General features: G+C 48.1%; 26 protein-coding genes and 1 pseudogene. 11 read left to right on the forward strand and 16 right to left on the reverse strand.

What is annotated here, in order from left to right; all coding sequences use genetic code 11:
- On the forward strand, window positions 1-343 hold a 343-nt coding region (locus tag F1593_RS23625), incomplete at its 5' end, for an HAD hydrolase-like protein (RefSeq protein ID WP_149404024.1).
- A gap of 339 nt (window positions 344-682) precedes the next feature.
- Here the strand turns inward: F1593_RS23625 and F1593_RS23635 are convergent.
- The 4 genes from F1593_RS23635 to F1593_RS28610 all read right to left on the reverse strand — a co-directional run bounded on the left by F1593_RS23635 (window position 683) and on the right by F1593_RS28610 (window position 5,527).
- Complete coding sequence (locus F1593_RS23635) at window positions 683-2,455, reverse strand: ABC transporter ATP-binding protein (protein WP_149404025.1); 1,773 nt, start codon at window positions 2,453-2,455, stop codon at window positions 683-685.
- 281 nt (window positions 2,456-2,736) lie between these two features.
- On the reverse strand, window positions 2,737-3,546 hold the full coding sequence (locus tag F1593_RS23640) for a lasso peptide biosynthesis protein (RefSeq protein ID WP_172632396.1): 810 nt from the start codon (window positions 3,544-3,546) through the stop codon (window positions 2,737-2,739).
- A complete protein-coding gene (locus F1593_RS23645; protein ID WP_149404027.1) occupies window positions 3,525-5,300 on the reverse strand; it encodes an asparagine synthase-related protein in 1,776 nt (591 codons plus the stop codon). The genes F1593_RS23640 and F1593_RS23645 overlap by 22 nt, the downstream gene beginning before the upstream one ends.
- An 89-nt stretch (window positions 5,301-5,389) precedes the next feature.
- Entirely contained in the window at window positions 5,390-5,527 is a 138-nt protein-coding gene (locus F1593_RS28610; protein ID WP_172632397.1) for a hypothetical protein, read from the reverse strand.
- Between the two features lie 538 nt (window positions 5,528-6,065).
- Here F1593_RS28610 and F1593_RS23650 point away from each other — a divergent pair.
- On the forward strand, window positions 6,066-7,277 hold the full coding sequence (locus F1593_RS23650; RefSeq protein ID WP_149404028.1) for a hypothetical protein: 1,212 nt from the start codon (window positions 6,066-6,068) through the stop codon (window positions 7,275-7,277).
- 360 nt (window positions 7,278-7,637) lie between these two features.
- Entirely contained in the window at window positions 7,638-8,420 is a 783-nt protein-coding gene (locus F1593_RS23655) for an NYN domain-containing protein (RefSeq protein WP_172632398.1), read from the forward strand.
- Window positions 8,421-9,149: 729 nt separating this feature from the next.
- On the opposite strand, the gene F1593_RS23660 is transcribed toward F1593_RS23655, so the two are convergent.
- Entirely contained in the window at window positions 9,150-9,416 is a 267-nt protein-coding gene (locus tag F1593_RS23660; protein ID WP_149404030.1) for a hypothetical protein, read from the reverse strand.
- 519 nt (window positions 9,417-9,935) lie between these two features.
- Between F1593_RS23660 and F1593_RS23665 the strand changes: the two genes are divergently transcribed.
- A complete protein-coding gene (locus F1593_RS23665) occupies window positions 9,936-10,364 on the forward strand; it encodes a MerR family transcriptional regulator (protein ID WP_149404031.1) in 429 nt (142 codons plus the stop codon).
- A complete protein-coding gene (locus F1593_RS23670) occupies window positions 10,361-11,323 on the forward strand; it encodes an aldo/keto reductase (protein ID WP_149404032.1) in 963 nt (320 codons plus the stop codon). Before F1593_RS23665 ends, F1593_RS23670 begins: the two co-directional genes overlap by 4 nt.
- Before the next feature lie 151 nt (window positions 11,324-11,474).
- Here the strand turns inward: F1593_RS23670 and F1593_RS23675 are convergent.
- The 3 genes and pseudogenes from F1593_RS23675 to F1593_RS23685 all read right to left on the reverse strand — a co-directional run bounded on the left by F1593_RS23675 (window position 11,475) and on the right by F1593_RS23685 (window position 13,978).
- Window positions 11,475-12,022 (reverse strand): annotated as a pseudogene (locus tag F1593_RS23675) (transposase).
- Between the two features lie 34 nt (window positions 12,023-12,056).
- Window positions 12,057-12,893: an alpha/beta hydrolase gene (locus tag F1593_RS23680; protein ID WP_149404033.1), complete on the reverse strand. Its 837-nt coding sequence runs from the start codon at window positions 12,891-12,893 to the stop codon at window positions 12,057-12,059.
- A gap of 542 nt (window positions 12,894-13,435) precedes the next feature.
- Window positions 13,436-13,978, reverse strand: a complete 543-nt coding sequence (locus F1593_RS23685) for a hypothetical protein (protein ID WP_149404034.1) — start codon at window positions 13,976-13,978, stop codon at window positions 13,436-13,438.
- Between the two features lie 159 nt (window positions 13,979-14,137).
- Between F1593_RS23685 and F1593_RS23690 the strand changes: the two genes are divergently transcribed.
- Entirely contained in the window at window positions 14,138-15,280 is a 1,143-nt protein-coding gene (locus tag F1593_RS23690) for a transposase (protein ID WP_149404035.1), read from the forward strand.
- A 584-nt stretch (window positions 15,281-15,864) separates the two neighbouring features.
- Here the strand turns inward: F1593_RS23690 and F1593_RS23695 are convergent.
- Complete coding sequence (locus F1593_RS23695; protein ID WP_172632399.1) at window positions 15,865-16,689, reverse strand: MOSC domain-containing protein; 825 nt, start codon at window positions 16,687-16,689, stop codon at window positions 15,865-15,867.
- A gap of 177 nt (window positions 16,690-16,866) precedes the next feature.
- Between F1593_RS23695 and F1593_RS23700 the strand changes: the two genes are divergently transcribed.
- The 4 genes from F1593_RS23700 (at window position 16,867) to F1593_RS23710 (ending at window position 19,461) form a co-directional block, all read left to right on the forward strand.
- Entirely contained in the window at window positions 16,867-17,739 is an 873-nt protein-coding gene (locus tag F1593_RS23700) for an ISAs1 family transposase (RefSeq protein WP_235932680.1), read from the forward strand.
- 69 nt (window positions 17,740-17,808) lie between these two features.
- A complete protein-coding gene (locus F1593_RS29465) occupies window positions 17,809-18,039 on the forward strand; it encodes a hypothetical protein (RefSeq protein WP_235932681.1) in 231 nt (76 codons plus the stop codon).
- A gap of 262 nt (window positions 18,040-18,301) precedes the next feature.
- Window positions 18,302-18,610, forward strand: a complete 309-nt coding sequence (locus F1593_RS28615; RefSeq protein ID WP_172632400.1) for a transposase — start codon at window positions 18,302-18,304, stop codon at window positions 18,608-18,610.
- Window positions 18,583-19,461: an IS3 family transposase gene (locus F1593_RS23710; protein WP_149404038.1), complete on the forward strand. Its 879-nt coding sequence runs from the start codon at window positions 18,583-18,585 to the stop codon at window positions 19,459-19,461. The genes F1593_RS28615 and F1593_RS23710 overlap by 28 nt, the downstream gene beginning before the upstream one ends.
- A gap of 229 nt (window positions 19,462-19,690) precedes the next feature.
- On the opposite strand, the gene F1593_RS28620 is transcribed toward F1593_RS23710, so the two are convergent.
- The 4 genes from F1593_RS28620 to F1593_RS23725 form a co-directional block, all read right to left on the reverse strand.
- Window positions 19,691-19,858 (reverse strand): hypothetical protein, encoded by a 168-nt coding sequence (locus tag F1593_RS28620; protein WP_172632401.1) that lies wholly within the window; start codon window positions 19,856-19,858, stop codon window positions 19,691-19,693.
- A gap of 130 nt (window positions 19,859-19,988) precedes the next feature.
- Window positions 19,989-20,312 carry a hypothetical protein gene (locus tag F1593_RS23715; protein ID WP_149404039.1) on the reverse strand — a complete coding sequence of 108 codons (324 nt, stop codon included), beginning with the start codon at window positions 20,310-20,312 and terminating at the stop codon, window positions 19,989-19,991.
- A 14-nt stretch (window positions 20,313-20,326) separates the two neighbouring features.
- Entirely contained in the window at window positions 20,327-21,091 is a 765-nt protein-coding gene (locus F1593_RS23720; RefSeq protein ID WP_149404040.1) for a ParA family protein, read from the reverse strand.
- A gap of 400 nt (window positions 21,092-21,491) precedes the next feature.
- On the reverse strand, window positions 21,492-22,529 hold the full coding sequence (locus tag F1593_RS23725; RefSeq protein WP_149404041.1) for a hypothetical protein: 1,038 nt from the start codon (window positions 22,527-22,529) through the stop codon (window positions 21,492-21,494).
- Between the two features lie 472 nt (window positions 22,530-23,001).
- On the opposite strand from F1593_RS23725, the gene F1593_RS23730 reads away from it, so the two are divergent.
- Window positions 23,002-23,229 (forward strand): hypothetical protein, encoded by a 228-nt coding sequence (locus tag F1593_RS23730; protein ID WP_149404042.1) that lies wholly within the window; start codon window positions 23,002-23,004, stop codon window positions 23,227-23,229.
- Between the two features lie 294 nt (window positions 23,230-23,523).
- Here F1593_RS23730 and F1593_RS23735 read toward each other — a convergent pair whose 3' ends face one another.
- The 3 genes from F1593_RS23735 to F1593_RS23745 all read right to left on the reverse strand — a co-directional run bounded on the left by F1593_RS23735 (window position 23,524) and on the right by F1593_RS23745 (window position 26,831).
- Window positions 23,524-24,675 (reverse strand): WD40 repeat domain-containing protein, encoded by a 1,152-nt coding sequence (locus F1593_RS23735; RefSeq protein WP_149404043.1) that lies wholly within the window; start codon window positions 24,673-24,675, stop codon window positions 23,524-23,526.
- Between the two features lie 489 nt (window positions 24,676-25,164).
- Window positions 25,165-25,347 (reverse strand): hypothetical protein, encoded by a 183-nt coding sequence (locus tag F1593_RS28625; protein WP_172632402.1) that lies wholly within the window; start codon window positions 25,345-25,347, stop codon window positions 25,165-25,167.
- A 312-nt stretch (window positions 25,348-25,659) separates the two neighbouring features.
- Window positions 25,660-26,831 (reverse strand): IS3 family transposase gene (locus F1593_RS23745; protein ID WP_149404045.1). Its coding sequence is split into 2 segments (ribosomal slippage): window positions 25,660-26,564 and window positions 26,564-26,831, totalling 1,173 coding nucleotides; the frame shifts between segments, so codons are not numbered across the junction.
- Between the last annotated feature and the right edge of the window lie 101 nt (window positions 26,832-26,932).

A 26,932-nucleotide genomic window follows, 5' to 3' on the forward strand; every position in this document is an offset into this window, starting at 1 on the left:
TACGGGGATTGAACCCTATTTCCGATTGATACGTTTCTCTCAGAAAGATAAAGACCATCTTTATGAGAGTGTATTATCGGAGCTTGCTTTGAATCCTTTTGAAGTGGCGATAGTAGATGATAGAGTCATTAGAGGAATAAGATGGGGGAATAAGCGAGGAGCAACCACCGTATGGTTGAAAAAAGGGAAATTTTCACACGAGGAGCCGAGCGAAGATACAGGCATACCTACATATACCATACAAAATATAGAAGAACTTTGCACAATATCCTTTTCAATGCAGTTGTTGAAAGAAGCGGAAACCAGGAACACGACCAGTGCCAGGAAAAGCCCCCACCGGTAAAGAGATGCAAAGAGATGTAAAGAGATGGAAAGAGATGGAAACGTCCGGGCTACTGTAGTCGCGTCCGAACACGAGGCTGATCACGCCATCTGACTGGGCGGCTCCAGACCGCAGGATATCGATGTCCGCCAGCCCTCCTCGCAGCACCTCTCGGCACTGGCGTCTTTAAGGGTCTGCTCTGATCTGTCCGAGCGGGCGAGCGCGAGAAAGGATTTTTCCCTCTTTTATCTGTTTGTACTCATGCCACTCGCTTGCTGTTATCTCGTTGTGCATCCCATGGGCTTTAATTCTTCCTGGAAGCTTGCACGGGTGAGGATCGGAGCTTCCAAGGAGAAACGATCACCTTTTTTGGGTTACCAATTGTTGTGTGTGATAGAGTTTCGCATAGAGTCCGTTTTGGTGACACAGAATCTGGGGAGCGTCCATCTCGACGATTTTTCCATTCTCGATGACGATAATCTGGTCGGCTTCTTGCACTGTTGCCAGACGGTGAGCTACCAGGATACGATTTTTCTTGCCCCATTCCTGAAGCAGTGTTTTCATAATCGCTGTTTCCGTAAGTGAATCAAGCGCAGATGTTGCTTCATCTAAAAGCAATATGGTGGGATTACGTAGGAGTGTACGTGCGAGGGCAATGCGTTGTTTTTCTCCACCGGACAGTTTGATTCCACGAGATCCCACCACGGTTTCATATCCTTCTGGCAATCTCTGCACGAACTCATGAACACATGTCCTCTGACAGACCTCTAAAACGTGCTCCCATGTCACGTCGCAATGGAGACCATAGACCAGATTTTCTCGAATAGTTGTATTCCAGAGTTGGATATCCTGGGAGACCAACCCAATCTGTTGTCGCAAGGCATGGGGAGCGATTTCTGCGATATCTTGCCCATCCAGGAAGATTTTGCCGCTGGTAGGCTCATAAAAGCGCATGCATAAATTCATGAGCGTACTTTTTCCTGATCCGGTGGGACCAACAATGCCCGACATTTGCTCAGGATCACTTGTAAAGCTAATGTTTTGAATTTTTTCTGCACCATTTTTATAGGAGAAACTCACCTGAGCAAATTCGAGCTTTCCTGGCCCTTCTTTTCGGGTGTGTTCCCCTTGATCAGGCCATTCGCGCGGCAGGCGAAAAACAGCAGCAAGGGCTTCTAATGAGTTGGCTACTTCTCCTGTTTCAATACGTCCCGATAAGATTGAGGTAAGGGTGGTATAGAGTTGCTGGATATACAGTGAGAGTGCCAGGAGTGATCCAACGGTGAGCTGGTGCTGCAAGAGTTGCCATCCACCCCATCCAAAAACGATGCAGAGACCAATCCAGTGAATGAGATGGGTAAGCGTTAGTCGCACAAACTGATGCTGTGTTGTTGTTCGACAAATAACACTCCCATACCGATGTAACCAGTTGTCCCAGCGACGTATTTCTCCTGCCTCATTTCCAACGGCTCGAACCTCTCGTATGCAGGAAAAGATCTCTTGAAGCATTGCGTGTCCCTGCTCAACCAGTGTTCGTTGTTGCATCACCTGGGTATGACTGCGTCGTGCCATCCGTTGTGAAATGAGCCACCCTATTGGGAATACGAGGATAGATACGAGGCCGACTTGCCAACTGAGGACAAGAATAAGAAGTGTCAAGGCCATTGTTTGAATGATATTCGCGATGGTTGGGAGAAATTTGGATGAGACATAGACCCGGCCAATTTCACCGCAATCATGCATGATACGATGCTCAAACGCGCTCTCCTCCATATCATGAAGGGTAGCGAGTGGTAAGTGAAGCACGTGTTCAAATGTTTTTCTTCGATATTGAGCTGAGATAGCTTCTCCTACCCTGGACCGTGTATAAATTTCCCAGTAACTGAAGAGGGTGCGAACGAATGCGAGCCCCAAAAGGAGCAGAAGACATTGAAGAATTACAGGGTACTTTTCTGTCACTGTGGCAGCATCAAGCAGCCATTTGAAACAGTAGGGTTGGAAGAGATCAGCTCCTATAACGAGACCAGTAATGCTGAGGCTCCCAAGAATCCGCCACGTATAGGGCCGCAGTTCTGGAATAAGATGACGAAAAATAATGGTGAGGTCATTGTCTTTCTTCTTGTCTTTCTTCATGTGTGTCGTTCATGCCTCTCTTCACTCCCATCCCTGAGATGTATAGTCGTATCATATGCATACTAAACTGCTTTAGGATTGATATTCTCTCATCTATCATAAAAAAACACAAATGATATTTATCGATAGAGGGAACCGCGAGGGCAAAAATCAGATACATTGTAGAATGCAGGCGAAAAGAGGCAAGTTGAAGAGCAGGCATCGGTCATGCATGGGGGATGAGAAATGTCCAGACGTGTTTCTCGTCAAGCAACTCGAGATGCACGTCTGTATTATCTCGTTTAAGAGGAACAAGGAAAGTCGTACAAAATACGATACCCATGTTCAATGTTTGGACGTTCATATAACGGTGTTTCTTTGAGGGCTACCCAAACGTGGAGTTTGAAACCATCTCCTGACCCATACTTTGGTCTCCCGATGACCATCCTGGCAGGTACTCCAAGCGAAAGGAGATACGCGCACAAAGCGAATGCTCGTATCAGGCACAATCCTTCATTGCCAGGAGTCTGTCCCATACTCTGTGCAATTCGGCGCTCGAAAAGTCCTGTGATCAATCGATAGAACCAATATTCCTCATCTACCAGTAAAATTGTGTCCACAATTGAGATGTTCCGTGTCGGATAGCGCTTTTTGATATTCCAAATGTATTGATGCGCCTTATAGACTCCTTCATCACCTTTGCAGAGCTCCGCTAAAACAGCGATGATATGCCCTGCACCTCCCAGCCTCTGCCTTTTTGTCACTGAATAGATGTGCGTCGGTTGTGTTTCTTCCGGCTTTTGCGTCTGTGCAAGAGGATGAGATGAAGTGCTAGAAGCGCCAGAAGCGCCAGATCTACTTTCCTGAGGCTCAAGCAGTTTTTGATGCTTCAGTTGCTCTTGTACTGCCAGAATCTCTCTTTCACTAATCTTGTATGCCTCAAGGTGTTGTAGTCCTTCCGGGAAGGAAGAAGAATGGAGTATGGCGTTGAGTATCTGTGTCTCTCGACTGCTCAATTCTACCAGGATATTCTGTCTGATGTCTAACAGAAAGCCGTTTGTGTCATAGTCATCAAAGCATACCAATGGAGCTAATTGATAGTGTTTGCCCATACGGGGCCTCCTCTCTTCAACTGAGGCTGCCAGGCGTTTCTTAGAAAGAGTTCGACCATCGCACTGGTTACGAGCGTCTGATAATTCTTGCGTATCAGAACACGACTTTCCAGAACACATTCCAGGCGAGATGGATCCGCGATTCCTAGCGTCGCAAGATGGGAATGTCCTCCTAAGAGATCTTGCAAGCGTGCTGTTTGGTGGAGGCAAAACCTTTGCCCGGGAGTCTGCGTCCAAACGTTCCAGGTGCGCCACATGACTTCTGCGGGGACATCGTCAAATGCAAGCCGTAGGACTGGTTTATCAATGATGCGCGCTGTGCGAGTGAACTGTGGGAAGATATTGGGCGTTAGTTTGTATGCGTCTGGTAATGCCAGCGAAATCGCTTGAACGGCTCGTTGGTGGTAGGGATTATAGAGGCGAATGCCAGCGGGTTGTAAAATTGCCTGTTCAAGGGCAATTGCTTGAGGAGCAAAACAGGGGGCATGTTGGAGTGCAATATCATCCCACGCTCTTGGTTTTGAGATCGGGGTCAAAAAATCGGCTCTTCTCATTTCGTGATCTTCTTTTTTGACTCCAGAGAGCGATGATGGTCCTATTAATGAATGTATTGGCAGTAAACTTCGGAGGATAGCAAACACATTCCAATCCGTTGCAAGTATTCTTCGTAGCATGGCTCGTTTCTCTTTCCAGGCAAGGCGTGCCGAAAGAATGGCATGCAATCCATACTGCAGGCCCGGCCCAAAGGCACTGTCATCTCCGCCACCAGTGACGAGGAGAGAGATCCGATCTTTTTGTGCTTGTTGTGCTACCTGTTCGTAAAAACGTGCCCAGGGATGTCCATAAGGATGAGAGAATATCCACTGTGAAGAAAGATAGGACGCTTCTGTGTCCATGGAGATTCTGTGCAACGGAATATCCAGGGCTTCACAGACCAGGCGAGCAAAATGATATTCTGATCCAGCCGGATCGGGCGATTCCATGTGGTAAGCAATCGTATCTACTCCCGCCGCTTTGAGTGTCGCAAGGATGGCCGCAGATCCGGATCCTCCACTCAAAAGCATCCCTACCCGTTCGGAGAGCAGTGGTTGCACTGCAAGCTGTAGTGCTTTGCGGGTCGGCTCACGAAAGGTTTCTAGTGTCGTTGTTCTTGATGTGAGAAATGAGTCTGGACGAAAGCAGTCAATCTGTTGTGTTGATATGGTTCTCGCTGGATGAATGGTGACCAGCTGTCCTTGCTCTACCCGATGTAAGGAAGAATAAATAAAAACATCGTCTCCATGGCAGCAACGGCGCAGTGCCCAAAGGTCCATTTCGGAAGCATCATGAATGAGGTCAAGTGGGTTGGTAGACCAGCGTAACCGGGGGCCATCAGTCCGGAAAAAGATGCTATCTTTTGAGGAAAACCCTACCCAGAGATAGATCGTTCCGTCTTGTTTGATGAAGCACCCTGCTGCATTTTCACTAATGGTTGCCAGATCAGTATAATGACCTCGTGCAATACTATCAGTTACCGTGCTCACAATACTTCTGGGATCAGCTGTCGTCGCTTGCCACACGAGACCAGCAAGAAGGACCAATCCCTCTGTCATCTGTGGAAGGGGTTCTTTCCTGGTGGGGTGAAGCCATTGGACAGCGCTGTTCTCCCCTGACAACACGCTCTCCGGTTGGCCTATTCGCCAGGAAACAAGGAGAGGCAGGCTGGTATCCTTCATATGAGCATAAAAACCACTATAACGATACGTAAATTTCATCTCTGGTCTTCTTTCTCGGAGAATATGAGCAATGGATCATAAGACCTCTTGGAGAAGTTCTATGATCCATTATCTGTGTTGTAGGGCGATTACTTTTTCAGATGGTCAGCATCTTCGGATTGCCAGCCACCGTTACCAGCAACAGAACCAATCCGCTGAACGCTTGAAACGTTTGAAGTTGACGGAACCGGAAAGAGTAAGGTGAGAATTGCTTTGATAATGCGCATGTGTTTTCACCTCCTTTCTCGCAAACAATAGGGCAGAAGAGGAACATGTTTTCACCTCTTGCGAAGAGATGATTCCTCACGTACACTAGAATGAATAATATTCATCAAATAGTGATTGTGCTAATCAACATCGTGAATTATCATTCAGTAGTATCTAGTATAATTCAATGCTTCGATTTTTGGTGGCTTTTTTGCCATGATGTGCTCATTTTTTGCCAGTATATGCTCACTCTCACTATGATTTTGTAGCGAGCTTGGAAGAAGAGAAGAAGGGAATCGTGATCCATGAAAAAGGTGATAATAGATGCAAAATTTGTGAAATCACAGGGATTCAAACAAGAAGAGTTGGCAACAGAACTAGGAAATAAGTAGAACTGCACTTCAAACATATCTCTATGGAAAAGCTCCATTTCCGCATACATTACGAGAAGAAGTATGTAGATTATTCGGCATCGATTGCAATATGGTACACTTTGGGCAAGAGAATTCAGAAGATACAGAGGATACAAATACTCTTCATGGAGATATGGAATACGGCATGGGATCAGAAACAACACGACGACATTTTTTATCTCAAGTTTCTCAAGTTTCTCAAGTGATAGGAGGCGTCACATTCAATGGTGAAACACTTGCTCCAATGCTGACAGCCATTGCACGAGCAGGCAGATGCAATTGTATTGACTTACAAACAACACTCCACCAACAGATGATGTCGCTTGACGATGCGAAACACCCTGTCAATACGCTTCGACGTCATATCTTGTTGACACTTGCGGCCCTCCCTGTAGGATTACTGGTGGGAGGAGGAATTTCGAAAGGTATTCAAGACCTCTCACCGGATGAGTGGTTGCCCCATTGTTCGGCAAGTGTCACTGCCTGTTGGCATTTAATGGCAATGGAGGGGAATGATATTTTGATGGTTGAGCATTATATTACTCACTATCTGCATGTTCTTATGGACTGGGCAGAGCGCCCATCAAAATACCAATCCTCCGCAGCCTATTATGCAACGCAATCCTTTTTATTGCTAGGGCTTGTTGCATTGCATAAGCTGCCAGCTCCATTGAACACACTGGAACGACTGACTCAGTGTACCTTCGCCGTGAAATATGCTCGCATGTCTCAAGACAAAATCCTTCTTGTCACTGCTCTCACTCATTATGGCAATGCTCTCTATGACAGACACCATTTGCCTGAAATGCTAAAAACATATGTAGAAGCTGATAGTCATCGATCAGCTATTCCGGATGTTTTACAAAGCAAAGTATCACTCGAGTTAGCACACGCATATGCACAACACGGGATGATGAAAGAATCTCTCTATGCATTGAATCAAGCGCAAGATCTCTTTCCAGGAAGTGTAGAGGCTCCCCCATTTCTTCAGAAGGATTATGGGCGCCATTCGCTTCTCCTTTTTAGTGGATTGACCTATGTCGATATAAGTAGGCACGCTGAGAAAAGCAAGTATACCCATCAGGCTGCAAATGAATTAGCGAAAGTTGATCATCCAGGTACTGATCGTATCCCACAACGGTTTCTGGTTGAAATTAGAAATCAGCAAGCGCTAGCTGCAGTTCACGATCAGAACTTCGATGATTTTGAGCGCTATTTAAAACTAGGAGTAGAGGGAGCAAGAAGTTTAAAGAGTGAAAAGAGAAGGCAGGAAGCGTTTTCTACGTTATTGGCTGCTGGCCGAGCCTGGCCTCATGAGTCGAGGAAAGTGCTGCAACTGGCAGAACTCTTTGCATGAAGATGCTATTTACGCTTCGTTTCAAACGTATGTCGTGTTTTGTTGATGATCTGGCGATATCCGTGAATGCTACCGTGGTGCTTCAGTCAGATTTGCACCTAGCCAAGGCATGGGACATAGACACCCGAGTAAGACAACAATGATGAGAATCTGTATTAAAAAAAGGATGAAACGCATCTTTCCTTGGGGTCTCCTCCATTGTCCTGACGAGGTGGCATCGCCCAGCAGGACAATGGAGGAGACCCCAAGGAAATAGGAGAGAAAGGGAGGGCAATAATGGTGGGGCTCTCTCACTTTCCAAAAATGGTCGATAAAAAACAGCAGAGGGGAGGTGATAGAAAGGGAAAAGCGATTGTTGTTATGAAACAACCACAAGGGAGACCAGAATGGCATCGTTTTTGGGATGAGCAAGGGGGCACTGCTCAGGTTGCTGTCCTTATTGATGGTGATGGCATCACCTATAAATATATCGACACCATCCTTTCAGAAGCGATGGAATTGGGGCCATTGCTGGTTCCGCGTGTGTTTGGGAATTGGGACATGCCGACATTGCAGGGATGGCAACGTTTGCTTATTCCGTATCGATTAGAGCGACGGCATCATCATCAGGTCGCACCTGGGAAAAATGCCACGGATATTGCTCTCGTGATCGACGTTCTAGAGCTTGTCTATCAATATGGTGTCAGGTTGTTTTGCCTGGCGTTTGCTGATAGTGACTATACGCCTCTGGTTTCCCACTTGCGAAGCCTTGGATGTACCGTGCGGTGTTTAGGACTCACGAAGTCAGTGCCCGCATCTTTTAAAGCCGATCCTGGTTTTGTTCTGCTTGATCAGCGAGAGGCACCTCGTACTCTTACTGCGGAGTCGGGGATGGATCGTACATCTACCACTGTGACCATAGACATGCCTACTCTTGAGATGCACGTGATTGCGGCCTATGACCACCTTGCTCATGGGAAAAAAATCTGGGTGACTGTTCCTGATGTGGAGACACAGATGAAAACACTTCATCCTCTGTTTGATCCCAAGCAGTATGGACATCGGAATTTTTCCAAGCTCGTGAAGGCCCGGTTCGCTGCGTTGTTTGAGGTTCGTCCACACCCATCGCAGCAGCACATTCAAGCGCTTCGACGGAGGGGTTAGTCTGTTTGTCAGGCATGGTAGAGGATACCTATTCTAGGAGCAGCCCTTGTGAATCAATGGGGATTCACAAGGGCTGCTCCGTTTCTGACTTGTTTTGGCGACAAGAGGGTGTCTGAATATCATTGGACGCTCTTTTACATTTTATGGATAAAGAATGCTATAGGTGCTATCGTGCGAGATTACAGACCTTTCTTGACCTGGAAAGGTACAGCGAAGAGAACCACTCACCTACCATCACTGCACCTCTTAAGAAGAGACCACCTCATAACATACTGGCTCTCCCGCAAAATTGATACCACTGGCGAACCCTCGAAAAAGCGGAGGCAAAGCCATGCGCACAATGTACTGGCGATGTATGCGTGTCAATGCCGATGCATTGGCGGCTCTTGAAACTTTTTGGTGAAACGTTGAGAAATTTGAAGAAATCTCTTCTTGACTTGAGCTCAGATAATTCCATCCACCAGCTAGTGAGATGCTCTTTAAAAACGCTTTCACCAAAAAGTTTCAAGAGCCAGTATACCATCGGCGCTAATAGTTGTGAGAGACAAACCTGGTAGCAGGAGTGGATGCGGGCTCTTTGTGGACTGTTCTAAGAGGAGAACCGCATCCACTGGTGCATTTGTTGGTTCTTCTGTTGGTTCTTCAGTGTTTCGTTCTCTTCTGCCTTTCTCGCAGAAGAGAACGAAACACTGAGCACCTTCTTGCGAGTTGCCAAAGAAGGCAACTGTTTTATTCTGTTGGTAATTCCTTCTGATTCTGAGAAGCGTAGGCAGATGCGATGATGTCTTTTTCGCGATGGCTTCCTTGCTGGTGTTGGCGTGCTTTCCAATGAGCGAGCGACATCAATTGGCCTTTTATTGGAGCTGGGCCAACCGTTATCCGCCGGAGTTCTTCTTCTCTCTTTGGCACGAAACCGCCCGGATAATATTTTTCGTGTCGTAGAACACGTGTGAAAGCAGGCACAGGGATAAAATCCTTAATGAGAATTTTATCCATATCAATTTCCAGCTTGCAAGGCAAATGGTGAGTTTGCATGACTTCAGCGATTTTGCGCGCACTACTTAGAGCTTATCCGAAAACTGGTGAGCGTGTGATTGGATAGATAAAGGAAAATCAGCAGAAAGATGCAAAGCACTTGATAACAAAGACATCATTCTCTTTTTTAAGCAAATATGTAGAGACCGAACAGAATGATCAAGGACGTATCACGGGCCAGCAGGACTCTTCACTGACAGATCTAGGGGAGAGAGCAAGCCCTCCAGTTGTGCGACGTGCTCAAAGAAAAACCATTCGCGGTCATCTCTTTCTTGGAAGAGATAGAATACGTTGCGGTGTGAGTGAGGGTACTCACACCGCAACGTATGGCAACAGTTCAGTAAACATCTCTCATCTCAGGCGTGTATTTTTCGCTCTTCTCCGAAACATTCATTTCTCACAAGCCGCCACAGGGATCTTGACCTAGAGTGTACTCTAGGTTGTATGCTTTCAATGACACTCGTAGAGAAGGAGATATTGATGGATAAGGAACTCCCCATTCAACAGGTTGCTGCGAAAACCGGGCTCAGCATCCATACCTTGCGTTATTATGAACGTTTAGGTCTTATGGCTTCCATTCATCGCTTACCAAATGGTCATCGGCGCTACAGCGAGGACGATCTGGAATGGATCGATTTTCTCAAATGCTTGCGCTCAACCGCGATGCCCGTTGCCGAAATGCAGCGCTTTGCAGAGATCACACGACAGGGAGAGTCGACCGTGAGAGAACGACGTGAGCTACTCGAAGCTCACCAGCACACATTATCTTTGGCCCTGCAAGAGATGCAGCAGACCTTGGCCATCATCGAGGCCAAAATCGCCCACTATCGTTCGCTTGAACGGAAACACCACGATGCAGAGAAGATAGTCGATGAACAACAGAGCACGATGAAAGAGAGCAAGAGATGAAACAGGTATCTCTGGGAAAAACTGGCATGCACGTGAGTGCGCTCTGCCTTGGTTGTTTGCCCTTTGGCACGACCATTGAGGAAGAAAGAGCCTATCAACTAGCAGATCACTATTTCGAGGCAGGCGGACGATTTTTCGATACTGCGAACAATTATTCCTTTTGGGTCGATGGAGCGACGGGAGACGAAAGTGAAGCGGTCCTGGGGCGCTGGATGAAAGACCGCAGAAACCGCGACCAGATCGTCCTGGCCACAAAGGTTGGAGCAAGACCAGCTTTCCCGGGCGGAGGATTTGAGAACAGAGAGGGGCTCTCTGCTCAGACGATTGAAAAAGCGGTTGAGGGCAGTTTAACACGCCTGGGTACAGACTTCATTGATCTTTATTATGCTCACATCGATGATCGCCAAACGCCTTTGGAGGAAACACTGGCTGCGTTTGATCGACTCGTCAAAGCCGGAAAAGTGCGCGCGATTGGCTGTAGTAATATCGCGACCTGGCGCATTGAACAAGCTCGGAACATCAGCCACATCCATGGCTGGACCCCGTATTGCTGTGTGCAGCAACGGCATACGTATCTGCGTCCCACGTTGGGAGCGGATTTTGGGATACAAGTCACCATCAATGATGAGCTTTTAGATTATGGCAAGGTCCACGATGATTTCTCATTGCTGGCATACTCGCCGCTCCTTGCTGGTGCCTATACGCGCAAAGAGGTTGCTTTTCCCAAAGAATACAGGAGTTCAGATGCTGAGGTCCGTATGAGTGCTCTTGCAACAGTGGCCAGAGAAGTCGGTGCAACCCTCAATCAAGTCGTGTTGGCCTGGATGATGCAGGCAACACCAGCGATCCTGCCTCTGATTGCCGCAAGCACTGGAAAACAGCTCGACGAGAACCTTAAGGCATTGAATGTTCACCTGACTCAGGAGCACATAGCCTTCCTCAACACCGCTGCCGACTAAATGCTTCACACGGGTTCAGACATCACTGGGGCGATCTTGCCTCGGTATGCTTTTCGCTCTGGTGATCAGCCTCTCTTTCTCGCGCATATGGACGGAGAGTATCACCAGATACGTATCAAGTACATCCATGAAATGGAGTATGATCAAGAGCTTATTCAAAAACCAGTATCTTAGCAAAGATGAGTTGAGCGCAAGCGAGATGGAGGAAAGCCAGATAGTTGCACGTTTTCTTTTCCCAGCGCACAAGGAGACGGCGAGAACGGTTGAGCCAGGAATGCGTTCGCTCCACTACCCATCGCCGGGCGCGATAACCAGGAATGGTGACTTTCTCGGCCTTTTCCTGCCCACGATCGCGAATATGCTCCACATAGCCGCGTGCTCTCACCAACAGACGCATCAGCGGGTAATCATATCCCGCATCCAAGCAGAGGTGCTGAGGATGCTCTCGACTTGGTTGAGGACGAGCGATGACGATTCCATTTCCTGGAAGCGATCATGAATGGTGGAACTCGCTCCTAACTCGCGGGGAAGCGCATTCCATTGGATACCGGTGCGCAACACATACACGATCGCGGCAAAGGCTTGCCGATCGGGCATGCGCGGGCGACCTCCCTTTGCATGCGAAGGCGTTGGCGGGATCAGTGGCTCCACCTGCTCCCACAACTCGTCGCTCACTTTCCACGGATGGGTTCTGGCCATGATTTTTCTTGCTCCTGGTGGTTTTTCTTTCAGTCTACCACTGGGTTTTCGGATAAGGTCTTAGGCAACGAGTATCCTCTTCGCCGACCATGATATATCCTCTCCGGCCCATGATTTTCTGCCTATCGAGAAGATCTGACAGTGTTTCCAGTTCTGCCTCACTGAGATAGGGAGCAAGGACGACAAAACCACAAGCTTTGGTCGATTGGCGTAGGGTGAGCAAAATAGCCAGGCCTGCGCCCATGGAAAAACCACCTAGAACAACGCGTTCTGGGTCAATCGTATGTGTCCTGTTGAGTACTGCGAGATGTGTGAATACCTCGTGCGAGCCTTGTTGGCGGTCATCCCAAGTGTAGGAGTTGAGCCCGATCATTTGCGAGGATTGTGGTACGGCCAGCAACCAGCCACGTGTAGTGACATCGCTCCATGCTTCCTGGGTGCTGCGGGCATCAGACCAATTCCCATGGAGCGCTATCAACAAGGGGAGGGAATCTGCATGCTTTGCGGGCTCCCGAACCAGTAACTCGGGTCGGGCATTGGCATGCGCTTCTGCTAAGCGTTGACGACAGATTTCAACCATTTTCTGGAATGCTGGCAATGGATGCAATGAAATCAGGTCTTCGTCCTTTTCGAGTTGATCGGGGGAAAACCAATACCCGTGATCAAGGGCTTCTTGAAACAGTTGCAAAGCCAATGATTGTTTCCCAAGTCGCGCAGCCATAAATATGCGCCAGTAATAGGTTTGATCGGCATGTTCAGGAAAGCGCAGATATTCTTGTTGTAAGAACTCGAATGCCTGGGTAATCTCTTGTTTCTTATCGTAAAGTTCACTGAGTTGTCGAGTGAACTCTTGGAATGTGAGCACTTTCATCGGTTTATCCTTTCTTGTTTTGCGAAGAGAAGTCTACTTGCTAAATTCGATGCTGGTCGTATAAGTGTAAATCAAAATAGCAAGTGATCTCTTGTGTTAAGCTGTTGTTTCTGGATACTGGGAGCTTTCCGGTAATTAGCACTTGCACATTACCCTCTTACCAGGTTCCACACCGTTGCTTCCCTAACCCATCTCTGCTGGGTAGTGGAAGTTCTGGTTTTGCGTTTAGTATGCGTTGGAAACCGAAGCGTTCCGTTGTGAGGTTCGAGGGTGCGTGTACTGGCACAATCAGGACATTCAACCAGTGTCACCCCACCGTTCAAAAACAGCTTGAGGTCAATGGAAATGACTCCAGACAAAGCGCTAGCTTCGCTCATCTGACTGAAATGAGGATGATCCAGAGGGTGAGGGTCAGACACGTGGGGATCAGGCCGAACCAGTGCACAAGGCGGTTGTGTGGAGACAGTGGATATAGTGGAAACACGACTTTTCTGGATCACGAGTGGATCCAGCCGAGGCCAGGCCAGTGTGGCGGCGTTCCTCTATCTCCACCTGAATGTTCTGGTGACAAGGAGCACCACTATGGCGAGAGCCAGGCCTTCGATCAGGGCGCCCGAGATCTTTTGGCCCGTCTGGTTCAAGATGATCCACGGTGCCGCACCGGGGAACAGGAGGAGAGCGGCGACTGCGCCTACCAGCAGCGCGCCGAGGTTCACACCAAGCCGGAACCCACGTCCTGGTGCTTGCTCTGCGGGATGTTTTCTCCAGTCGTCCGCGACCCAACGGAGAGTCCGCCAGAGGTAAGCAACGACATGGACGGAGATCAGCGCGAGCCAGAGCACGACACTGACGCTATGCAAGGGCCGGAAGAGGCCAGCCTGCGCCGGGCCAGTCACCACGAGTCCGATCCCGCTGCCCATGACCGCGAGGGTCGTGACGAGCAGCAGCGGGCCAAGCACCCGCAGCGGCAGGCGGGGCGGACCACTACGTACATAGGCGGGTGATTGAGTGTAGTAGCGCAGGAAGCGATAGCCGGTCGAGCCAAGCTTGACGACAAGCGGGCCCGCCAGTTCTCTCCCTGACACTTTTTTGGGCGTAGATAAAGTGCAAAACAGAAGAAAAGGATTAATACAGGAGCGCTTTCGAGAGAGAAAAAGGCTTCGCGCGCCTCTTGAGAAACGAGGAGAAAAAAAAAGGAGATCGTTCTAAAAGTAGATTAAAAAAAACTCAAAGGAACGATCTTTATGAAAACCTTCAATCCATTATGTACTGCCTGGCAGCAGCAAGTCAAGAGTTTTTTCCAGGGTTTGCATGGACACCAAAGCAAGACGCTCGCATTGTTTGTATTAGGAGCAATACGGGCAGAAAGTATCGTTCTTCCGCGCGTCGCGGAAGCCTTATTGGAGGATTGCGATGCCAAAGTCTCCAGTATTGAGCGGCGTTTAGAACGATTTCTCAGCAATAAGCGCATCGAAACAGAGAACGTGTGGAAGTCCTTTTTGGATGTCATCATGCCGCATTTTCAAAACAAGCCGGTTCAGCTGGTCATTGATTTGACGAGCTATGAAGAGCATGCCCAGGTCATTTATATTGGAATTGTTCAACATTCACGTGTTTTACCGCTGGTGTGGAAAGTGATGCCTGGGCAAACGAAGTGGGAAGAGGGGTTATGGGATACGATCGATGAATTATTCATGCGATTAGAGCCCTACCTGAAAGAGACTGATTGTACGATATTAGGGGACTGTGCCTTTGGTTGTCACCCCATGATCATGCTATGTAAAAAGTATCACTGGCATTATTTATTTCGCATTTGTGAACAACACACGTGTGAGCGATGGTCGCGAGGACATTTGTTGCCCACGTGTCCCGTTCCTGAGCTGGTAAGCGAAGTGGGAAAGAAGTTTTATGGGCCTATTCGTTTATGGCAAGAAGATCAAATTGAAACGAATTTAAGCGCTCATTGGGAAATTGGCTACGAAAAACCGTTGCTGGTGATCTCTGATCGTCCTGCTTGTCGAAGACGTATTGGAGAATATAAAGAGCGATTTAAAGTAGAATCAACTTTTCAAGACATGAAAAGTAGAGGATGGAATTGGGAAGGAAGTCACGTGAGGCGGTTAGATCGTGTAGATCGTTTGCTGCTCGTGCTGTTTTTGCTACTATGGTGGCTTGCTCATTTAGCAGGATCTTGTATCCATAATGGAAGAAGGGATCGTTATGACCGCCATGACCGAAGAGATAAAAACATCTTTCGTCTGGGAAGACTGTATCTCTTAGATATTGAGCGAAGAAGTAGGAGAAATGGGAGGAGAGGAAATCTTGAACAATGTTTGCTTTTACAAGGAAAACCCGGAGAATACTTCTTCTCTTTTCTCTTCAAATAAATCTCTCATGTTCTTCTTGCTTCTATTGAAGAAAAAAATCGCATGAAAAAAGTGTCGGGGAGAGAAGGGCCCGCCAGGAGTACTCCAACAAAGATATGGATAGGCATCAACGCCTGCAGGTACGCCGAGCTCACGAGCTCCACCAGGATCAGCACGAGGAGTACTGAGCCTGCTAGCGCAGTCAGCCGTTCGTTTCCAACGACCCCTGACCGACCCTTACCGTTCTCTCCGTCCATGCCAGTCAGTCCCGATGGACTCACGGACTCATTGTCATTGAGCGATTTCATCGTTCACCTCCTTGGTATGTGATTCTATAGTCATCCAGTTTTCAGACCTTCCTCCTCCGAAAAACTCAGAGATCGTTTTTTCACTCATTCCACGCTGATACGTGCTCTCACTTGAGAATCTGCGCTCTCGACTGGCAAGGCCCTACACATCGGCGCTCTACCTAAGATACAAGGTGTTCCTGAAGTTGACATGAAGCAAAGTTAAAGATTTGATAAAGAGGGATGTCAGGTTGAGCAAGTTGGCTCCAGGGTTTAACAATGATTGCTGCGCAGGATCTCTATGCGTAGCAAAGGCCACTATATACTACGGGTAGGATTTTGATACTCCAGAACCTCAATCGTGTCTCCGACATGAAGCATGCCACTCTCGCTGGAAAGGAGATATTGTCCAAACAAGACTTTTTGCTGAAATGTTCGATATTTTGCTAGCGTGGCCAGAGGCTCCTTATCGGTCTTCGTACCCGTAGCTGCGTCGACGGTTGTGATAGCACAGCGATCGCATGGTCTAACCACGTGAAAGGTCAGATGATTGATCCGAACGGTATGCCAACTATCTTCTGCGAAAGGAGGTGCTCCTGAGACGACGAGGTTGGGACGAAAGCGATCCAGAGGGACAGGAGTGTCCAGGCGCTGATTAAGATCCTCTAGCGAACCTTCGCCCAGCAGATGATATTGAAAGCTTGTGAAAGCTGCGAGTTCATGATCAAGCGCGTATTCGGGTGCCACAAAGCGTGGAGTGTTCTCAGGCATAAAGACGAGACGACACCAGACATGCAAAAACTGTTGAAACCAGGCATCGGCCTGCTCGCTAATCGAAAAGGCTTCGCAGCGTCCATGATACCAGCGTACGATGCCTGGTTTCAACAGTGGGGACTGCAAAGGGACACGCAGTGGCGACATTCCCGGCGCCTGTACGCACAAGCAATCATCGTCGAGAGAGGCTACGATACGGGCGAGGATAGGAAAATCAAGCTGTTGTAGCCCTAAACCATACTCATTGATCAGCATCCAACGTCGATCATAGCGAAAGCCACGAGCATCCATAGCGGCCATTTGGACATCTGTCCCGGAACATCCTTTGATGGGATACAGGCGAATGTGGCTCAGAAAGAGATCAGACATGCTCAACTCCATTTTCCCTTTATTCTACCTGATTTTGCAGCATAAAGAAAGGTCACATTGCTCCGCGTCCAGGGCTTTTTGGTTGTCCCGATAGTCCCGAAAAAGAGAAAAAAAAGCCATTTCTTGCTAAAATAGGAAAATCTTAAAAACACCTATCAAAGTGAGGAATGACTTTGCATGTACCTTAGCATATTCGACGAAGCAGAGCAAGTCAGTCGAGAACCGTTCGTGATCGATGATGCATCATTGTATCGAGCATTTGAACGCGTGACTGACAGGCGTAAAGCTCGAGGAAAGCGTTACCCACTCGCACTCATTTTGACCTTACTGATGCTCGGAAAAATGGCAGGAGAAACCACCATCAGTGGGGTCGTTGATTGGGTGAAGGAAAGGCAAAAAGTGCTGAGAAGGCGCTTCAATTGGCCGAAGCCATTTCCCGTCAATTCAACGTATAGTGAAGCATTAGCGCAGTGTGATGGACAAGAGATTGCCCAAGCCATCGCACAAGTGATCTTGAAAGCAAGAGCAGTCGAGCAGCGTGAGACGAAACAGACGGAACAAAGTTGCTTCCTCGCACACCAGCAGCCTGCAGAAAACCTGATCCATACGGCGATGGATGGAAAAGTCTTGCGTGGGACGCTGGGTCATGCCAAAGAGAGTCAACCACCAGTGCATCTTTTATCGCTGTATGAATGTGAAAGTGGTATTGTCCTCGCACAAAAAGCCGTCAGGAGCAAGGAAAATGAGATCGTCGCAGCAGGAGCGTTCATGCACCCATTATTGCTCAAAGGGAGGATCATCAGTACAGATGCGCTTCACACCCAAAAGAAATGGTGCGCAGCGGTGAATGCCTATGAAGGATATTACCTTACGATTGTGAAAAATAACCATCCGAGTATGTATGAAGATTTCATTCTCTTTTTTGAAGATAAGGAGAGTGACCAGGGAGAATGGTATTATCATAAAAGTGTTCAAAAGGGACATGGGAGGTTAGAAGTGCGAGAAATCTGGACCAGTACGCAGATGAATGAATGGTTCGAGCAAGAATGAGCAGGAGTTGCGCAGGTCTTTCGCATCCGGAGATACGTCAAAGAAGGAGATAAGGAATGGGAAGAGACTGTGTATGGTTTTACGAATTTGCCTAGAAGGAAAGCAAATGCCAAGCGCTTGCTTGAATTGAATCAAAAACACTGGTTTATCGAAAATCGTTTACATTATCGGCGTGATGTAACACTGGGTGAAGATGCTTGTCAAGTTCGTGTGAATGGAGCCCCACAAGTACTAGCTGCATTAAATGGAGAAATACTGGCGTTGATGGATTATTTGGGTGTGAGCAATGTTGCATCATAAATGCGGCATTTCTGCGAGCAGCACCATGAATCCCTACAATTGTTGCTTGGCAAACTCTCACGGTAGTACGGGACAACCAAAAAGCCCTGGACGTGTGGCCCATCAAACTGGAGCAGTGCTTCTTTTTTTTTGGCCTTTTTTGGGTCAGTGGTGGTGGAGTAGTGGAGTAGTGGGGGATGGAATGAACCCCTGTATGCAGACCACTTGTCATCGGGGTGAGAAAAGCAACGTGATAAGAGTGAAGCATCAGGAGGAACGAGCCATGACGACAACGAGACGAACGTATACACGTGAATTTAAATTGATGGTCGTCAAACAAGTCGCGCAGGGAGAGAAAAGGGCGGCACAAGTCTGCCGAGAACATGATCTCGCTAGTAGCGTCTATGATCGATGGCGACAAGAGTATCTTAAAAAAGGAGAACAAGCATTTCAGGAGCGGGTGCCGGCGACTGATCTCACCAGCGAACAACGTATGGTCGCGTTAGAACGTTTTTGTGGGCAACTCGCCCTGGAGAATGATCTGCTAAAAAAAGCGTTACGGCAGTGCCGCTCCAGCAGCGCCACGCCGTGATTGAGCAGTCATCGCAGGAGGAGGCAAGCCCTTCGGTGCGCCAACTGTGCCAGAGTTTGCAGGTTAATCGGGCATGGTGGTATGTGTGCCAAAAGAGGCCCCAACAGAAGGAAGAGGAGATTGCCTTACGTGATGCCATCGAGCACATCATCTTAGAATTTCCGGGCTATGGATATCGGCGAGTGACACATGCGTTGTCGCGTGAGGGATGGTGTGTCAATCACAAGCATGTGTTACGAGTGATGCAAGAGGAATCTTTGTTGTGTCATCTCAAACGGCACTTTGTTACGACCACGGATTCTCATCATGGGTATGGAGTATACGAGAATTTAGTGAAGAACATGTGTATTGAGGAACCCAACCGAGTCTGGGTCGCGGACATCACGTACATCCGCCTGCAGCGCTGTTTTGTCTATCTGGCATCGCTGCTGGATAGTTTTTCGCGCGTCTGTGTTGGCTGGTCGCTTTCTCGCTGCATTGACACGCGTTTAACGTTGGATGCACTAGAACGAGCACTCGTGCAGCGGCAGGTGCAACCCCATTGGATTCATCATTCCGATCGTGGAGTCCAGTATGCCAGTTCTGCTTACGTGCAGCGCCTTCTTCAAGTGGGAGCGAGTGTAAGTATGGCGTCAAAAGGAAATCCGTATGAAAATGCCCAAGCGGAAAGTTTCTTTAAAACCTTGAAGCGAGAAGAAGTCTATCTGAAAGCGTATGAAGGCTTTGAAGATGTACAAGACAATCTTCAGCGGTTCATTGAGGAGGTCTACAATGCCAAACGGCTCCATTCCAGCCTTGGTTATGTGCCGCCTCTGGAATTTGAAACCGCCTGGCAGCGGCATCGCCTATGACCCCTTCGAGCGTGGTCTGGTCTTTGGGGTTCACTCCAAGTCTTTTTATACTGAGAAGAGAGGATGGGATGGAGTGTTGCCTATTCTGCCGTCAGGGTGATAATTGGAGGGTTGTATGGAAAATAAATGCCAATACCCTGGATGCCGGGAACGAGGGGCTAGTCGTTGTGGAACGATTGGATGTAACCGTCATGTTTGCAAAACCCATGGCAATGGTGGGGTTGAGGTCTCACCCGATGAATGTGTGGATGTATGTTGGTCCTGTGATGGCAAGGGTTGGGGAACGGCGAGCAACCTTATCCCGCTTGGTGAAAGGATTAAAGATAGCTCTTCTATCAATCGTAACGCGCAGCGGTTCATCGCCAGGCGTTACGATTGAGCAGTGCCAGTTTTTCACGGTTGTTGTTTTTTTCCATATTTGGCAGTGCACAAAGTATAAGGAGAGTAGTGGGATGCATCCCCGATCCCTTCCTAACCGAAGCCGCATCCCACCCCATTTACTACCAGAGTCAGAGGGCCTCTCCCTTTTATGGAAGGATATCTTCTATCGTTGCGTGCTCAACGAGGCGACGGAGAAGGGCATTGACCGTTATTCTTTTCCCTGTTTTTTTTCGGTGTGCATTTCTTAACTCTTCTATTTTGTCGTATTGAGGTAAGGTGAAATAGGCCGTCACTTTCTCACTTGCCAACTCATCTGGTGATTTTCTTTTGCTGCTGGTTTGTTCTTCTTCCTCTCCATCTTCATGCGTTGATCTTTGTGCTGGAGTATGGTTTTGGTCTTGTTGTTCCTTTGGTTTCAGTCCAACTCCCAGGAGTGCATCGAGCCGGGTGTTCCCACCTTGCTTTGGCATGTCAGGTTTCCTTTCTACGCTACTCGCTCTAAAATTTCTTTGACAAGGGCCGCATCGGCTTTTGCTCCTGTACTTTGTGGGGCATATTCAAAGAGAGAAATAGCCTGGTTATTTGCCTCTTCTACTTTAATGTTTCGGGGCAGAACTGTATCAAAGACGAGTTCCTGGAAGTGATTTCGGATAGAGAGAAGCATATCCTTACTATTCTTGGTATGATCATCCAGTGTGCCTATCACCCCGATAATGGGCAGATCGAGTTCGAGATCCCGTCTTTCTTTGGCTAATGAGTATTCGAGGATACGGATGCCAAGCATGCCATAAGTGGTTAAGGTGATGGGAACGATCAGCCCATCTGAAGCGACCCAGGCATTTAAGGTCATCAACCCCAGGCTGGGAGAGGTATCAATAAAAACATAATCAAAGCCCTTGAGACCCCTCATCGCCTTTTTCAGCAAATGTTCCCGATTGCTCTTCATGGCAAGTTCTCGCTCACCTGTGTAGAGCCACATGGAGCCCTCAACGACAAAGAGGTTTTCTTGCTCTGTTTTTTTGATGAGATCTGCGATAGTTTTTGACCGATCCGGAATAAGCGCTTCATACAGCGTTCCAGTAGTTTCCTCATCCATTCTGCCAGTCAGTGTAAATGTACTGTTACTCTGGGGATCGGCGTCAATCACGAGCACTTTATACCCTAGTAGTGCGAGTGCATGACTGAGATTTACTGTTGTTGTGGTTTTAGTCACGCCGCCTTTTATATGAGTTAGTGCGTAAACTTTCATACCTTATTTCCTCTCTTCTCCTTAAAAAGTGCAGAGAACCTTTTTAGAAAATAACATAATAACCCATCCACTGTAAAGCGCAAAAAGACAATAACGGAATAACGGAAAAAGAAAATAACAGGAAATGACCTTTTTTGCTCTCAATTTTGAGCTTAATAACGGAAAAAGAAAAAAAGATAATAAGAAAATAATCCAGAAACGTATTAACGTATAAACGTGATAACGGAAAAATATTCTCTCCCTGAGACCTTTGTGGGTGGTGCAATATAGAAAAATGCGGGATGAGGGTTCAAGACCAGGAAAGTGAAAGAATCATCCCGCTTCCTTTCTATATACCTTATATATACCTTGTCATGAGCGAAATTAAAATCCTTCAGGGATGAAGGGGTACTCTGGATAGTCATTGAGTAGGCCGAGCGAGACGGTGGAGATCCGCTTGTGTTCTCGCCAGCGATACTTGGCGTAGGGTCCCACGTAGGTGATGTCGTAGACCAGATCGCGCAGTTCTTTCGGGAAGGGGCGCACCCTGTCGGATACAGGTGGCGACGCGAGGATCAATGGCCTGCTCGATCTCTGGAGAAAGAGGACGACCGTGTTCGAGATGCTTGGCCCAGGCAGAGCTGTAGGCAACGACTTCCTTTTTATAGTGTCGCTTGGGAACGTGGAATATTTCGATCCAGCCGTTGCCTGCGACCAGGCCAGATCGTAAGGCGGGCAGCTTTGCTTCAAAGTCTCGGAGCAGCTGACGGGATTGTTCCACCGATCCGACCAGGGGCGTCAGTGGTTCGTCGAGATGGTGGACCCGCAGCTCTTCTCGTGACAAAACTTCCTCCTGGATCTCTTCCACCGCCACTGGCTCTGGCTCTACTGGCTCTGGCTCTACTGGCTCTAGCTCCGTTGGATCTAGCTCCGGTGGCTCTGACTCCGCAGTCAGTTCCAGTTCCAGTTCCATTCTGTGTTCCGGCGCTGGTTCCTCCGGCTTCGCTGTTTTCTCTCGCCAGGTGGAGAGGAATTCGTCGGACAACGTCTCGTCTTCACTCAAGAGTCCATTCGCCAGGTCGAGCGCAGCCCGGATCGCCTGCAATCTCCCCAGGAGTCGCTTGCGCCGTTGGATGGCGAAGATGGTGCGCAGATGGTGTTCATGCTTCCGATTGTGGAAACGCTCGACGACTGCGCGAGAGGCGAGATGGTCGGCAGCCGTGAATGCTTCCATAGGATCGTCGGCCTGCTCAAGCTGCTGTAAGGTCTCCAGGTGTTGCTGGGTCTGGTGGGCGGCCAGCAGAAGCGCCTCGATCTCTGTTGGCAGGTGGTCGCGCAGGTCAGAGAGTTCAGCATCAAGTGTGTCGAGCGGGTGAGGTTCTCCCGGCCTCCACCAGACGCGCCCGGTCTTGCTTTCTTCTATTTTTCGTGGGCCTCGCTCTGTGCGTGTTCGTGGCATGGGGGATCTCCTTTGTGCGATGAACAAACGTTGTGAGCATGCTCATCAGTCTACTCCCAATACCAGCAGGTCAACCAGCGGTTGGGCAGGAAAAGCGGGAAGGACACGGGAAGGACACGGGAAGAGGACGGGAAGAGCATGGGAAGAAACGGGACAAAGGGCCCGAAGTGGACTTCGTACCTTTTGTCATGGTGTGATGGGCTCTCAACGAGCTTCAGGAGCGGGCGGAGAGGCTCCCTTCCTGTAGGCGCATGTGCACGATGGATTACAGGAAAAACGATGGTGTATTCTGTTGTATCCTTTGGAAGGCGATCCGGTAATCGTCTCTGCTGTTTGATTGGCCTGGGCACCCAGGAGGGGCTGTGTGTCCAGAGGTGCCGTTTGCACGCTCCCGGTAGAGGCGAGGCGTCACATCACTCGAGGGACGAAGGAACAAGCTGAGCTGTTGCTCCAGCGCTCTCAAGGAGGAAGCGTGTTCAATACCGCCTTCATTGAACGTTTGAATGGAACGATACGCGAGCGGCTGGCGGCCTTGACTCGCAAATGCCGTCATGCAGCCAGCCGTTTGGCGGGATTAGAGCATGGCATGTACCTGGTTGGATGCACCTACAACGTTTGTCGGCCCTATCAGGAGTTTTCCAAGCCGAGGCATGTTGGTTCACTGTGTACGCCAGCCATGGAGCCATGGCCAGCGGGTTGACAGACCATGTGTGGAGTGTGCAAGAATTGTTCACGTACAAGATTGCTCCGCCGCCATGGATCTCACCAAACGGCGAGGCAGATCACGCAAAGGACCATGCTCAGTTCCACTCAGACCACAACGGGCAACGGTTCGGCTGCGAAAGGGCGTTTTGTGCTCGGTTACCAATGAGTGGAGCTTTACCGGCGGAGCACTCCATCCACGATTTGGTGGCGTCACCACTGAGTGTCTACTACTTGATACTTTTTCATGCCAGGAGCTCGCTATTTTCCTTGACGTTCGGAATAGATAAATCTAAATCAAATACCCATGTTCTGTTTCTATACCATTAATATGAGGTTGCCAGATCCATGCGAGGCCTTTTTTGGCATTCCTCGACGATTCCTCTACCTCATATCCCACACAGGCGAGGGATAACAGGTCAGGAGAAAGAGCTGCATTAAAAAGTACATATGTTCCTACACCATTCACAGGTGGAATACTGACTTTCTCAATCAGACTCCCATCTTGAAAATGCCAGAAATGTATGTCTTCTCGATCTACCGACACGATCGCTGCTTTGTCCATCACCCATTTGACATCCATAATACCTGAATTATGCCCATAATAGGTCGTCAGCTTTTTCCCACTTGCAACCTCCCAGATTTCAATCCCAATATACCCCACACAGGCCAGAAACGCACTATCTGGTGACCAATACAGATCAAGCATATCAGAAAAAACGTCATCCGTCCCCCATCCCCAGCGATGTTTCGGTCCATTGTAGATACGACTTTCGTAGGTCGCAAGGACCTGATTGGTTCGCGGTTGCCAGAGATGAACCCGCTGATAGTGCCCAATTGCCAGCATCTCAGCATCAGGAGACCAGGACAAACAATAGATACCAGGCCTGCTGTTATCCATTAACGCCAGCGTCCGATAGACCTGGTGCGTTTGAGTGGCAAAAATATGAATCAATCCAAGATTCCATAGCCTCCGATTGTTCTGCTGCACATAAATAACCGGTTCGTAGGTGGTATCCTTACTGAATTGATCATGTTCTGGATCACAACGAAACACAGCAAAATATTCTCCATGTGGAGACCATGTATGGGTACTCCAATCCGTATTTTCAATCGGTTCGCTGGGCTCTTGAATTACCTCTCCATCCTCATTTGCGTTTTCATAGGAGAAGACTCGTTCATGGGTAACAAGGTCCCAGATCCCAATGGCAAGCGAGCTGACCACTTTTAAAAACCGTGAGTCAGGCGAGAATGAAAGGTTCCCAAAGCCGATAAGACCCTCAGGCTTCCACACAGCCAGCGGCACATCAATCTCAGGGCCGAACAAATAAACCGACCCGTTAACCGCACCACATGCAATATATTTTCCATCAGGTGACCAGACTACGCGAACTATCGCTGGAACAAATTCGAGAAACGTCACACTGCTATCACGTGTATCCATAGTCTACTTTCACTCCCCTCATCATAAAACGTAATCTTTGTAATCTTACATGTCATACTCTATTTATAGTCTCTTGTTATCCTGAGCAGCAAACTGGCAAAGAGACCAAATACGCTATGTAAACACCACACTCCCGAGTATATGGCATATAAAAAGGGTGGCATCGATTCAGAACGGCGCTTCCATCATCTTCATTCAAGTCGTGCTCATTATATTTCCCTCGAGCATCTCTCCGCTCCTTAAACTTCACAAGATACAATAAGTGATGCTCTAATAGTAGAAAGTGTAACCAGTTAACTTACTAAACGAACCCAGAGAGATTGCAGAATACCAAACCAGTGAATGGATGTCTTCAACTAATTGCTCTGCAATCTCTATTTTTAGCTTCGAATTCTATGTTGAAACCCGTATAGAACTCTATGTACTCCTCTTTTGAGAAAGACCGGCACTATATCTAGTATTCAACATCTTGCGATGTAATCACGTAAATTACCAGGCGCACCGATTATGAACAACCCATGAACCGGTACCCACAACAAATGTATGATCGTTCGTAACCTCCAAATTATACATGACTTGTACACCAGCTATGGGCGCTACAGCTAAAATTACATTCGCGTGGCCATCAGATTGCATCAAATGCAATCCTGCAGTCAGCTCATGAGCAGCCATAAACCCTTTCTCCTTCTGAGAGCCTGGGGGTGCATGAAGTCCATCGCCTTCTCCGTCAGTGATGCATCTGTCGTGTGTTCCTCCTGGAAGAAGCGAACGTCTAGTCGCTTTTCCCCCTGTTGAAAGATGACCCGATGGTGTATGGGACATCATTGTGCTTGGTCGCAAGGTGGAATTGACCCGTTTTTGGAGGGAACCCGAACGGAAATGTCGAGTGAGGGAAGATGCTAGAAAAATGATGAATACATCGTTCATATTTGTAATACGTAACGTAATACGTATTTCTATTTTAGAATAAAAAGAACACTCCTGTCAAGAAAAATCGTTCTGTATTCCGATCATACGTTTTTCGTAATGATTTGGACTGAGATAACCTAAAGACGAGTGGCGCCGTTTTCGATTATAATATATTTCGATATGCTCAAAAACTGCAGTTTTTGCCTCATTTCTACTCGGAAAGATCACATCTCGAGCGCACTCTTTCTTCAAGGTAGCCCAAAAGCTCTCTATCATCGCATTGTCATAACCATCACCTTTTTTGCTCATACTCATCTGGATATGATGCTCATGCAGTAGCATTTGATAGCGGCTGCTGGCATATTCACTGCCCCGGTCTGAGTGATGGATCAACTCCGCCCCTGGCTGACGCTGAAGCAAGGCCATCTGCAGCGCGGCATGAACCAGTTCGGCATCATGCTGCTCACTCATGGACCAGCCTACAATTTTGCGTGAATAAGCATCGATGACCCCTGCAAGATAGAGCCACCCTTCTCGTGTCTCAAGATAGGTAAAATCGAACATCCATTTTTTATCTGGTGCATCAGCCGCAAAATCTCGCTTTAAGAGATTGGGAGCCACTGGCACATCATGATTGCTATTGGTTGTGCGTGGTTTTCGCTTCTTTTTTCTCGCACTGAGTTGCTGTTCGCGCATCAAGCGTGCAATACGTTTCTTTCCACAATGAATACCCTGTTCTTTTAACTCCGCATGAATACGAGGACTTCCAGAATGACCCCTATTTTGATGATACGCATCTTCAATCCGCGCCGTAAGCTGTTCGTCATTCTGTTTTCGTTGGCTTTTTCCTCGTTTACGCCAATTGTAGTAGCCATTTTCGGAAACCTCCAGCACCTGGCACATCCGAAGAATGGGGAAGAACTGACGATGCTCATGAATGAAGCGGAATTTTACGGCTGGGGTTGCACGAAGATGCTCATGGCTTTTTTTAAGATGTCCCTTTCCTGCCTCAAAATTTCGTTTTCACGCTTTAATCTTTTCATTTCCTCTTCAATCGGAGTTTGATGGCCTTTGCCAGGAAAGGCCGCTTTTCCTTGTTCTCCAAACTCTTTACACCATTTGCTTAAAGCACTGTCAGAAATCCCTAAATCTCTGGCAATTTGTGTTTTGCTTTTTCCACTGGTTTCAAAAAGTGTGACAGCCTGCTGCTTGAATTCCTTGGTATAGGTCGGTTGAGATTTGCCCATTGAACCCTCCTGATGGTAGTCTATCAGATTTCTCTTCTCCGACCCTCCAAGGGCCATGCACCGAAGGTGCACCCCGCCTGATGAAAACGCGCTATACTATG

Source organism: Dictyobacter arantiisoli, assembly GCF_008326305.1.
In the GTDB taxonomy this organism is placed as follows: Bacteria; Chloroflexota; Ktedonobacteria; order Ktedonobacterales; family Ktedonobacteraceae; genus Dictyobacter; species Dictyobacter arantiisoli.